The following is a 12,083-nucleotide window of genomic DNA, read 5'->3' on the forward strand; positions in this document are numbered from 1 at the left end:
TGGCTGAGATTTACGGCATTAGCCGCAACACTTACCAACGTTGGGAAAATGGCCGTACTACTGCACCCTATGACGATGTGACATCGATATGCCTTGATGTGTTTAAGCTTTCGATTGAGAAGATAAATGAGGTGGCTAATGGGCTTTAGTGATGAACCCGAGCAGATGATGAACATTAAGGCGTTGCGGTTAGGGCTGTATCGCTGGGGCCGTTATTGGGTGTATCAAGAATTGGGCAAGGGGTTTTCGAACCGCAGCGCCTGCGACCGTTTAGGCGAAGCACTGGGCGGCTGCAACTTAAAGCACGAACTCAATGTGCCTGCCCACGTCGCCCATTTTGACCACCTCGTTGAGCAGTTATCCCTTAACTGCAAACGCGCCATTCGCGCCCATTACCTGTGCAAAGAGCAGTGGGCTTTAATGGGATTTGACAGTAAAAAGTCATACATCTTCTGGCTAAGAAAAGCCGAAATGGCACTGCTGGATAGGATGAATTAGGGGATGTTTAGTGGTTGCTTGGGGAGCGAGAAGAGCAAGGGAAGGGGATTGAATATCGAGGCCGCAGTAGCGGCCTTTTTGTTGGGAAATGATTATTTGCGAATGCCAAATCTATTGCGTCAATTTTCTAGTAGGTAATTAATTTGTGTATGAATAACAAATAACTACTACTAAATGGGTGTTTCGTCATTAAATTGACAGTATTTTATTTTGGCGGTCACCCAACCTAAATTCATTAAGTTTAATCGAGAAGTTATAGAGGCTTAAGTTAAGTGTAGAGTAGGCTAAAATGCGTTGTTGAAAGTTATAGTTCCGAGGTCTAGACTAGGAACTAATGGACAGATTCACTAAAGATTAAAATTTAAGTGACAGAATGGAAGAGGTAACCAATGCGCTTTTATATGGCTAGACAACCTATATTAAATAGACAGAGACATGTTGTTGCTTATGAACTACTCTTTAGGAATAGTCGGAACAATAGTTTTCCACAAGGTATTGCTGATAACGCCGCTACAGCAAAATTGCTCGTCAATAGTTATTTAAATATGGATTTAGATGATTTGACGGGGGGGAAGCCAGCATTAATTAATTTTCCGACTCACTTCTTAAGTGAGCATTTATTATATATGCTGCCAAGTAAAGCGATCGTGGTTGAAATATTGGAAACTGTTATTCCTAGTGAAGAGAATTTCATTGTAATTAAAGAATTGTTCAATTTGGGTTACTATCTTGCCTTAGATGATTTCGTTTACTCAGCGGCATGGGAACGTTTTTTTCCATTTTTTAAGCTCATTAAAGTAGATATTGTTTCTACACCGCTAGATAGTATTGTTCATTTAATCCCAATGTTTAGGAAGTATAATTTAAAGTTACTGGCTGAGAAGGTCGAGACACTGGCTGAATATAAACAAGCTAAATTATTAGGATTTGATTATTTTCAAGGTTATTACTTTTGCAAGCCTGAATTGATTGAAGGCTGTGAAATTGGTGCTTCTCAACATTTTATATTGTCAATCTATCATGAGGTTTTCAAGCCTGACTTTAGCTACAAAAATCTTGAGAAGTATTTTTCTCAAGATTTAGATTTAACTTATAAACTACTTAGATTTGTCAATTCAAGTCAATTTGAACATGTGACAGAATTTACCTCAATAAAGCAGACGATGATTTTCTTAGGGGAAAATAGACTTCGTAAGTTTGTGAGTCTTATTATGCTGGCAGAACTCAACCCAAACAAGCCTGTCGTATTGATTCATAATACTATGATGAGAGCTCGGTTATGTGAGGAGTTAATCTCATTAATGGGATTTCCTTTTTTAACCGAGTCTGCATTTCTAACGGGATTATTGTCAACGCTTGATGCCATTCTGGATAAACCAATGGACAGAGCAATAGGTCCTTTACCATTGGATCAAACAATCAAGACTGCACTACTAAATAATCGTGGATATTTGGCTCATTGCTTACAGCTGGCTGTAGCATATATGGAAGGGGATTGGGTTACGGTTGATTATTTCGTAGAGGTTTATAAGATTGATCAAGATAGGTTTATTTTAAAATGTGAAAGCGTTTATATCTGGTTGAGTCGGTATCAACATTCAGTTCAGTAGCGACGAATGAATGTGTTTAATAAGGATATTTAATGATGAATGTGATTGACTTGAATTTGTTTGATTCTTGTGCTTTTTTGCTTTCTGCTGAGGGGGAGTGGTTAGGGGAGAATCACCTTTTTCTGGCTGATCCATTTTTAGTGGGTGCTAGAGAGTCTATTGTTTCTCATTTTAATAAAATTAAGGCCAACCACCTTATTAATGAAAAACTAAAAATTAACGATAAAATAATTAATTTCAAAGTCATAAAGATGACTGATGCATGCTTTGTTGTTCTCTGTACTGTAGAGGATGGCGTGTTGACGTTAGGTAAACTGAAAGACAGTCAATTTAGTCGCTTAGATTTTAATGAGCTTTCACCACATCGATCTGCCGTTGGTGTTTTTAGTGTTAGTAGCGTGGCTGTAATTGATCATGTTTTTTGTGAGTTTGGTTGTTTCTTTCCGTATCTTCGCCTTCGCGCATATATCGGAAAATCATTTTTCGATCTAATTAGTAATATTTTTGAATGCGAGTTTACGAAACGGGATAATCGTAGGGTTTTAAGGTGGTTTAGATATAAGTTTGCAACCAGCAAAGAGCTACTATTAGTCTTTAAAACTAAGTCTGGTATGTATATCGAGTATCGAGACATTTTACTTGATGATGGATCCAGATTAGGATTACTTACCGACCAAACAAGTAAATATAATAAGCAAAATTTTTTAGTCGATAAATGTTCTGAATTGATGCAGTTGAATTGTGCTCAAAATGATTTTATTGCGACTCTTGGGCATGAGATACGTACTCCATTGAATGCAGTATTAGGTTTGATTGAACTTAGTTTAGGCCGTGTAAGTGAGCAAGATAGAAAGTTACTGTTAGTAGCATTTCGTACGGCCAAACAAGTTTTGTTACTTATTAATAGTATGTTGGACTTTAGGAAAGGTCATGAAATTAATCTAATTAGCAAAAGTGATTCTGTAGATGTTAGGGCTCTAGGGGAGTCTGTTGTTGATGTATTTAGTCTTCAAGCAAGCAAAAAAAATATTAATTTAGATTTTTATATGCCATTAGGCTTTAACTCTAAAGTTATCTGTGATGAAGTGAGGCTTAATCAAGTTGTTTATAATTTGATCTCAAACGCGATTAAGTTTTCAAACAAAATTGAACCATCAATCTTGCTTGATGTGGAAATTGTCGAGCAATCTTTTGAAAATGTTAAGATAAAATTTTCTGTTATTGACAATGGAATTGGTTTGACGCAAGAAGAAAAGTTAAGAATATTCGGGAAGTATGAACAGGTATTATCAGGTTCTCATCGTCAGCATGGTGGCGTTGGCTTAGGGTTATATATTAGTCAAAGTATTTGCCATTCGATGGGAAGTGAGCTTGAAGTCGTTAGTCGAATTGGCGATGGAAGTGTTTTTTACTTTGTGGTTGAATTTGATGTTGATGATAGTTCAATTGCGCTCGATGAATCTATATTTAATCGTTCAAATATGAATATCCCCATTACCGCATATACTAATAGTCCTGATTTTCATGAGGCTGTATCAAGATATTCAAGCGATCTAAATTTTGAGTTGTTATTTTTACCAAGTAATGAATTGGTTGATTTTGATACGGATGATTCAATACTTTTTGTTGACTTAAATCAATGTGATATTATTTCAAGGAATGAATTTATAACAAGTTTGTTTTCAAAGAGGGAAAGAGTAGCTGAGTTAAGGAACTTATCGCTTTCTCGGTCTCACTCTGATTATGAAGTCATATCATATCCGCCCCTAAAAATTTATCAGGTTATAGATTTTGTTAATGAAAAGAATAAGTCTAGTATTGTCAGTCTTGATGATAAAACGAATTATAGTAGTGTAAGTGTATTGGTTATTGATGATAGCCAAGACAATCTGTTTGTCATTGAGAAGCAATTATCATCAGTTGGGGTAATGGTGACATGTGTGCAAGATCCGATGCAGGCCATTGAGCTTTTTAAAGCTAACAAATTTAATGTAATCATTTCAGATGTTGTAATGCCAACTATATATGGTCCAGATCTTATTGCAGTTATTAGAGAAATTGAGGATTATCGACATCTTGCTCCTTCAATTATTGTAATGTTGACTGCAGAGCATGGGGATGAATGTAAGGAAGAGTGTTTGCAGGCAGGAACTAATCGTGTACTTGTCAAGCCGCTTGCACTGATAGATCTCGTTCAGCTTTTAGATGATGTTAAAATGACCTTAGAAAATCATTCAAGTTTAGATATCAAAACCGTTAATGCTGGTGATGTTTCATTGGCCAGTGACTTTTTTTGTTTAGATAACACAGTAGATGAAGTTGCTGATGTTTCGCAGATAGTCGATTTTTCAGCGATATATAAGTTTGTTGGCGAAGATGTTACTGATGATGAGTTAGAGTTTTTTCTGGAGCAATATTACAGTAATTTATTAGTGAAGCGCGAATCATTAAGAACCGCAATTATGGATAATGATATTCGTTCCATTACTGGGATAAGCCATACCCTTAAGAGCAATTCTCTTTATGTTGGTGCCAAAAAATTAAATTTATCTTGTCAAGAGTTGGAACGTGTATCTCGTAAAAATGGTATTGAGTACAAGCAGGTACTAGAGTTTTGGCTAGAAGTTGATGATGATTTATTCGCCTTGTCTGATTTTTTTATGCGTAGGAATAATGTCCATGGATAGAGTTAATTTTGAACATATCGTCCTCTTTACAAATGATCAAGATAATGACCGTTTATTGATAAGTGTTCTTATACGTCACTTTTCTCGTATTCACGTGATTAAATCAAATGCTGAACTTGTTGAACAGATCAAACAGTCAACACCAAAAGTTATTCTTGTGGCAGCAGAAACATTACAAGAGACTTTACTCATTTATTACGAAGCGATTGAAGAATTGCATGCCGTAGATATTTGTGAGCATGCGGTTGTTAGTCTAATTCCAAAACACCAAGAAAAAGAAGCATATGAGGCTTATCGTAGCGGAGTGATTAATGATTACCTGATTGCAAGACCTATGTATGAAATACATCGTGCAATTATTATATGCACTCATTTATTACGGGAGATTGGACTGAGAGGTAAGAATAAAAGAGTTGAAGATTTTATAAATATTCAAGAAAACTACTCTTCGCATATTAAAGAAATTGTTCTTAAAGGTGTTCAACGAAAAAAGGATTTAGAACAAAGCTTTGAGTCAAATTTAGCAGAAATTGAGGCATCGTTAGACAGGGCTGAGGCACATCTTGCAAGCAATAAGACTGCAGAGTTAGATTTAGCGTCATTGAAAAAAATATTATCGTTTATTCGTTCTAACGAGATTAGACCTGCTTTGTTGAAGTTGCAGAGCAAGGCGCTTCACTTACTTGAACTTGTTGTTACTGATGTTTCAAATGTTGCTATTGTTGCTGAAGCTCCTCTACCTGATGAGCCTTTAGAGGTTGAAAGTAAGACCGTAGCGAGTGTGGATACCACTAAGTATTCGTATAATAAATTATACACAGATTCAAAAAACGCTAATGTACCGGTTGAGATCCCCGTGGTGCCAAAGATGTTAATTGTTGAAGATGATCATATTAGTTTGAACCTGACCATTATGCTTTTAAGAGCATTTGCGATTGAACTTGATACTTCATTGTCTGGTAGGATGGCCTTGGACTTACTGTCAAAGAAAAAATATGATGTGATTTTAATGGACATAAATCTTCCAGATACTAATGGCTTTTATCTTATAGACCACATTAATAAATCAAATGGTATTAATGCTAGCACACCGATTGTTATGTTAACTGGTAACAAAAATAAATCATCGGTACAGCAAGCCGTTTCTGTTGGTGCGAAAGGTTATATTATCAAACCACTTTACAAAGATTCGATTGTAAAACTATTTAAAAAATATGATATACCATTACATTTAAGATAATTTTTATAAGATTTATTCATGAAAATAATGAATGATTTAGCCTGTAAGTCATGTCGATGAGGGATAAAATATTACTTTGTAGGTATTGCGTTTTCGAATTGTCGCTGACTATTTTTGGTGGTCAATATTCCTGATTTCTCTCCATTTGCCTTTTAAATTCATTTGCATAGCTTAGTTGCAGTTTTTGAGTTGGTAACTATATTTTAGATAACTATTTATGTTGCATTTACATGTTACCTGTTGTTTTAATAGGCACTCATTGAGTAATGCTTTTTTTTACACTATTGTCTTTAGCTTGAATGTGACTTTATTGAATGACCATTTTAGTTACTGGTTGACGAGAGTGGCAAACCAAGATAGAGGAAGTCGTTCGACTGGCGCTAGCTGTAATGGAGTGAGAATGTTAGATAATCAAAAGTCACGTACTCAATATATTGTATTGGCTGTGGCTATTTATGCGTTTTCAGCTCTGGGTTGGATTTTTTTATCTGATCAATTATTGCTAGTGCTGATGGACACTGAGACGGTTTTTCGTCTTTCACTTGCAAAGGGGGTTTTCTTTGTATTCACCAGTGCGTTTATTTTTATTTTTGTTCTGAGTGCCGTTCCTGAACGTCATAAAGTTCTTGCTAGTAATTTATTAGATATCACATTTTCCCATTCTGCCCCAATCCGCAATTTCACTTGGATTAAATACACGGTAATCTTTGTCTTCACCTTGGTTACGCTTTGGTTTGCTAGTTATCTTACCGTTGAGCAACAGCAGCGTTTGTTGTTGCTTATCTTTATGTTGCCCATTTCATTGAGTGCCATTTGTGGAGGGTTGGGCCCGGGATTGCTGGCGACGTTACTGTCAGTTTTATGCGTTTATTATCTCAATCTATCCATCAATGATTTAGGCAGCATCCATTCTATTGATTTACTCCAAACGATTAGCCTTAGTGTTTATGGCATATTGATCAGTGCGTTAACTGGTTATTTACGGGCCTCATTGAAAAAGTTAGATGTTAATCATCAATTACTAGACTCTATTGTTTCCCAAACTACCGATGGCATTTTTGTTAAGAATTTAGCTGGGCGCTATCTCTTGATTAATCACGGCGCAGCTGTATTTGTGGGTAAATCTGAAGATGAGATTGTGGGTAAAACGGACCGTGATATTTTCGATGCTGATTCAGCAAATATAATTCAAGAAAAGGATCAGATGGTTTTAGCATCAATGAATGTTATCACTCAACAGGAGCTTTTGCACATTCAGGGAAAGAAGGCGGTATTTCAAGTAACAAAAGGGCCTGTTATTGACTCTCAAGGCAAGGTCTGTGGATTGTTCGGGATTGCGAGGAACGTAACGCTCCAAGAAATGAATGCAGAGCAACTACGTATTAGTGAGATGAGTTTAAAACTAGCACAGCAGTTGTCCGGTATTGGTAGTTGGGAGTGGGATTTAGTGACTGATATACACACTTGGTCCGAACAAATATTTGTGATTTATGGGCTGCCATATGAGCAAGAAGCTCTAACTATGCCCGAGGTTGAACTTTTATTTACACCTGAGAGTTGGCAAAGGTTGAGTGCGCTCGTATTGCAGTGTGTAAACACTGGTGAAGATTATGAATGTGAAGCTGAATTTATTCGTCCTGATGGTTCTCACCATTGGATTATGGCACGAGGTCATGCGCAGCGCGATGAGAACGGCAAAATTGTTAGGTTGCATGGTACTGTGCAAGATATTACCCAAGCTAGAATGCTAAAACACCAATTAGTGGCACAAGCTGAACAGTTGCAACGGGTAATTGAAGGTTCTGAACAGGGCTTCTGGGATTGGAATGCGAGGACGGGTGAAGTACAAATTAGTCCAAGATTTGAGGCTATTTTGGGTTATCAAGCGGGTGAGATGAAGTTGACGGTGAAGAATTGGCGTCAGTACGTCTATGCTGAGGATATTCCTGAGATAGAAAAACAGGTTCAAAAGCATCTTACGCATAACGCGGACAGTATAGATTTAGAAGTGCGTTGCATTAAAAAATCCGGTGAAATGTGTTGGATCCTATGTAAGGGGCGGATTGTTGAAGTAGATAGTCACGGAAGAGCGTTAATGATTTCAGGAACCCAAGCTGATATCACTCTCATTAAAACCCATGAGGCTGAATTGGACCGAGTGGCAAATTTTGATGCACTTACGGGACTACCAAACCGCCGTTTGCTGTTAGATCGTTTTCAGCAAACTATCGCTCGTGTTAATCGTAATGGCAGTATCTGTGCCGTGTGCTTTATGGACCTAGATGGTTTTAAGGCGGTAAATGACCATTATGGTCACGGTGTGGGTGATCAACTGCTCGTTGCGATTGTAAATAATGTGTCGGTTGTTATACGTCAGCAAGACACTCTCGCTAGGGTTGGTGGTGATGAGTTTATTATTTTATTTGAAATGATGTCTGAAGAGGAATGTACTCAAGTTTTACAGAGAATTTTAACTGCTGTCGATCAAGATATTGTTTTAGATGGTAATAAATTTGTGCGTTTAAGTGCGAGTATTGGGGTGAGTTTATATCCTGAAGATAACGTTGATCCTGATATCCTACTGCGCCATGCCGATCAAGCGATGTATATGGCAAAAGCGGCTGGTAAAAATCGTTTCCAAATGTTTGACCCAGAAATTGATCGTAGCATTATTGCGCGTCGAACTTGGTTAGAAGAACTTAAATCGGCTTTTGCGCGTAATGAGTTCGTCATGTTTTACCAACCCAAAGTGAATTTAGCAACAGGAAAAATTATTGGCGCCGAAGCATTAATCCGTTGGGATCACCCGCAGCGCGGTATAGTGGCGCCAAGCGAGTTTTTACCTGATATTGCTGGAAGTGATTTTGAAATTGCTTTGGGTGAATGGGTTATCAATACTGCAGTAGCCCAATGTATGCATTGGCGAATAGAAGGGCGACCGCTTGCCGTCAGTATCAATGTGAGTGCCAGGCAATTACTGGCGGAATATTTTTGCGATTCCCTGCAGTCATCTTTGATGCAGCATCCTGATTTGGTTGTATCAGATGTTGAATTGGAGATTTTAGAAAGTGCTGCCATCGAAGATATGGCATTGGCGATTGAAATCTTAAAAGAGTGTAAGCGTTTGGGAGTCCATTTTTCCCTCGATGATTTTGGCACTGGTTATTCATCATTAACTTATTTACGCCAATTGCCGGTATCCAGTATCAAAATTGATCAGAGCTTTGTGCGTGGAATGCTGGAGAGTGATGATGATTTACGTATTGTGGAGGGTGTTATCCGCTTAGCTTCGGTGTTTCATCTCAATGTCATTGCTGAAGGAGTAGAGACGATTGCCCACGGTAAGAGTTTGGCTGATTTGGGCTGTCAGTTATGCCAAGGCTATGGCATTGCGCGACCTATGCCTGTGGGTGAATTTGCTATTTGGTATAATGAGTGGCCATCACAATATCAGCAGATAAAAGGTGAGTTTGAGCAGATGGTCTAGTAAGCGGCATGGTAGAAGCTAGAAAAGAATGAGTTATTTTATGGCTAAGGCCTAAAGGCTTTTTAGGTCGCGTAGAAATTCTAGGCTAATGGCGACTGTTTGTTTGAAGTTAGCGGTTTTACTTCACTAAGTAATTTCTTCCTCTAATACGACAATATGTTACTACTTGATATTTCGGGGGAGATAGTTTTTCACCAACCTGCATTGGCTGTAATCCATATCCTGAAGTTATCAGTATTGGTTTGTATATTGTTCCCCTGGATACTGATCTCATTGCTGCTTACACCACTGGAGTCGATTATCAATATTGATTCAGGGGGCGTTTGATGTAATGGCGTTGATTTTTGCCATATGCTTTTATTTTTGCGCTCATAAAGTTAATAAACGAGCTTATTTTAAGAACCAATAGTATTTAGGCACTACATAATTTTTTAGTCAGAGTATCTTAAAGTCGTTATGTAGTTTGGCCCAGTGAGCTTTTAATATCGCTTTATGCTCTTCATGCATGGGGAGTTCAGCAAGTGCCTCTGGCCAAAGAGTACGGGCTTTTTGCATGGCATCCAGTAGATGAGCCTTTATCGCGGGCCATGGTAGGCCTGTTCTCGTTGCCCATGCTTGGAAGGTGGTGATATCGATGGTGTACCATAGCTTTTGTTTATTCATGTTGAGAGCAATGGCGGTTTCGCCTTCTATGTAGGGTAAGGTGCTCACAATATCGTAAGCGGGTGAGAGTATCGCATTTTTGGTATCTGGATATATAACACTCCAATTTTTTAAGTGGGCATCACCGTTGGCGAGCAAGATATTGGCCAGCAACCGCCTTGCCATTTGCTGCACATCTTTTAATCCATTGTAGTTGCTCATGTATAGAGCTTTCGCTATGGCTTCGTAGTTGTATTTACCGTATTTATCATGTGCGTAAACTTCGAATATTTGGGCAAAGTCCTCTGCATGAATACGGCCCATATCACTGCGGTCAAAGCGCTTAATTGCATAAGCCGTTGGCTCATCTGGTAGTTTGATGTTAGGTAGATTATCCAATGCATTAAGCGATATTAGCTCAATTTCAGGGATATTCACTCCGATTATTTGTGCCAACTTCATTGCAGTGTATTCATTTTGTGGGACGTTGCTGTGTACTGTTGAAGGCGTCTTGATAATCCAACTATCTTGGCCATCTTGATCGGCATTTATGTTGAATCGTCCATCGTTTCTGCTTGTCGAGAATTTCATTTGAACACCGGCAAGTGAGAACTTATTACTGGTGTGGGTGATGTCGATTACGATGGCTTCTGTTCTTTCCCGTGGTGATAGTGCCCAAGCTGGTATATCTTCTTTTGCTATGGCTGATGCGATTAAGCCGCCGGGAAGATTGTTCCCTGCCCATGCCAATATGGGAAATTCGTTGTTCTCATGTACTTTTAGCGCGGCTGACATCCAATGCCGCAATGCGCCCTCGGGGAGCAAATTGGACAGCACCGGTGATAATCTTTGTGTTCTGACTTGTATTTTATCGATGTAGTGGGGGTCTAGCAGTTGGGTGAGCGTTAATGTTGGTCGAAGTGCTTTTGGCATCGCGATATATTCAGGGTCAAATTTCAGAATGTTTTTACCACCTGAATAATGGGTGAGTATCGCAATCCGTTGATGATTTAAATAAAGCGCGAGGGCCTCTACTGATTCAGCAGGTTTCATAGATTATCTTCTTTATCATCAACTGAATGTAAGACCTTATCCCAAGATGTGCCTGTCTCAGTCGTTAAGTTGTTAGGCAAATGACGGTCAATTTCTGGTTCTGAAGTTGCTTGGTTAATGAGTGCTTTTACTGCACTTATGTGCTGTTTAGGAACGAGCATCATTTCAAGATTTAATCCTTCCAAGACTCTCAGTAATGTCGATAAGCGAGTATCACTGCCACTTTCTATTCGTTGGTATTGTTGCTGTGACATACCTATGTTCAACAGCATGTCTTTCTGACTTAGTGCTAGTTGTTCTCGGTAGTGCTTGAGTTCTGTAGCTAATTCACTGAGATGCTTCATGGCGTTGGCTCGGTTATCTTTTGCTCATAAACATCATATTAGTTGTTATTTGCTATTAATTACAACTAATACGATGTTATTTTGTATAAATACAATCAATTTGTTGTTTACGCGTATAAATACAACATATTCGTTGTATATGTGTCTTTGATGTAGTATTGGATTTTGTCTTAGATGAGGCGGTTGTCGCGGGCTACGTTATGGCCGCGCTGGGGGGATTAGGCCGGCTTGATTGTGTAGACATTGATGAGTTGTTTTTAACATCACACTTCTGGGATAAAACCTTAGTAGCCAGATTCGGATTAGCTATTTTATTAGTAACGCCTCTTTGGGCTACAAACTAATCAATGCTCGATATCACCAGTTGGAATGGGCATAACAGGGATATGAATCAGTTCTCTAGAGATTTGATTCATACTAAGGCAAAAAAAGCCCCGTTGAAAGGAAGAAACGGGGCGAAATGGGTCTGTTTTAAGGTCTGCATGAATCAGTCTGGGGTAGAGTGATTCACTGGCTCATTTT

At 38.4% G+C, this 12,083-nt stretch carries 8 protein-coding genes; 6 read left to right on the forward strand and 2 right to left on the reverse strand.

The annotated features are described in order from the left end of the window. The first annotated feature begins 8 nt into the window (after nucleotides 1-8). From FW758_RS23370 to FW758_RS23395, 6 genes are all read left to right on the forward strand, one after another. The gene (locus FW758_RS23370; RefSeq protein ID WP_446446689.1) at nucleotides 9-149 is read left to right on the forward strand and encodes a hypothetical protein; all 141 of its coding nucleotides are present in this window, start codon (nucleotides 9-11) and stop codon (nucleotides 147-149) included. Then, nucleotides 139-498 carry a hypothetical protein gene (locus tag FW758_RS23375; RefSeq protein WP_446446682.1) on the forward strand — a complete coding sequence of 120 codons (360 nt, stop codon included), beginning with the start codon at nucleotides 139-141 and terminating at the stop codon, nucleotides 496-498. The genes FW758_RS23370 and FW758_RS23375 overlap by 11 nt, the downstream gene beginning before the upstream one ends. A 401-nt stretch (nucleotides 499-899) precedes the next feature. Beyond that, complete coding sequence (locus tag FW758_RS23380; protein ID WP_446446683.1) at nucleotides 900-2,108, forward strand: EAL and HDOD domain-containing protein; 1,209 nt, start codon at nucleotides 900-902, stop codon at nucleotides 2,106-2,108. A gap of 32 nt (nucleotides 2,109-2,140) precedes the next feature. Next, nucleotides 2,141-4,795, forward strand: a complete 2,655-nt coding sequence (locus tag FW758_RS23385) for an ATP-binding response regulator (protein ID WP_446446684.1) — start codon at nucleotides 2,141-2,143, stop codon at nucleotides 4,793-4,795. Beyond that, on the forward strand, nucleotides 4,788-6,035 hold the full coding sequence (locus FW758_RS23390; RefSeq protein ID WP_446446685.1) for a response regulator: 1,248 nt from the start codon (nucleotides 4,788-4,790) through the stop codon (nucleotides 6,033-6,035). Before FW758_RS23385 ends, FW758_RS23390 begins: the two co-directional genes overlap by 8 nt. A 400-nt stretch (nucleotides 6,036-6,435) precedes the next feature. Then, nucleotides 6,436-9,522, forward strand: coding sequence for an EAL domain-containing protein (locus FW758_RS23395; protein WP_446446686.1), 3,087 nt, complete (start codon nucleotides 6,436-6,438; stop codon nucleotides 9,520-9,522). A 435-nt stretch (nucleotides 9,523-9,957) separates the two neighbouring features. Here FW758_RS23395 and FW758_RS23400 read toward each other — a convergent pair whose 3' ends face one another. Both FW758_RS23400 and FW758_RS23405 read right to left on the reverse strand, forming a co-directional pair. Then, the gene (locus FW758_RS23400) at nucleotides 9,958-11,217 is read right to left on the reverse strand and encodes a type II toxin-antitoxin system HipA family toxin (RefSeq protein WP_446446687.1); all 1,260 of its coding nucleotides are present in this window, start codon (nucleotides 11,215-11,217) and stop codon (nucleotides 9,958-9,960) included. Continuing rightward, the gene (locus FW758_RS23405; RefSeq protein ID WP_446446688.1) at nucleotides 11,214-11,561 is read right to left on the reverse strand and encodes a helix-turn-helix domain-containing protein; all 348 of its coding nucleotides are present in this window, start codon (nucleotides 11,559-11,561) and stop codon (nucleotides 11,214-11,216) included. The genes FW758_RS23400 and FW758_RS23405 overlap by 4 nt, the downstream gene beginning before the upstream one ends. Nucleotides 11,562-12,083 lie beyond the last annotated feature (522 nt).

Source organism: Shewanella sp. 1180_01, assembly GCF_052850535.1.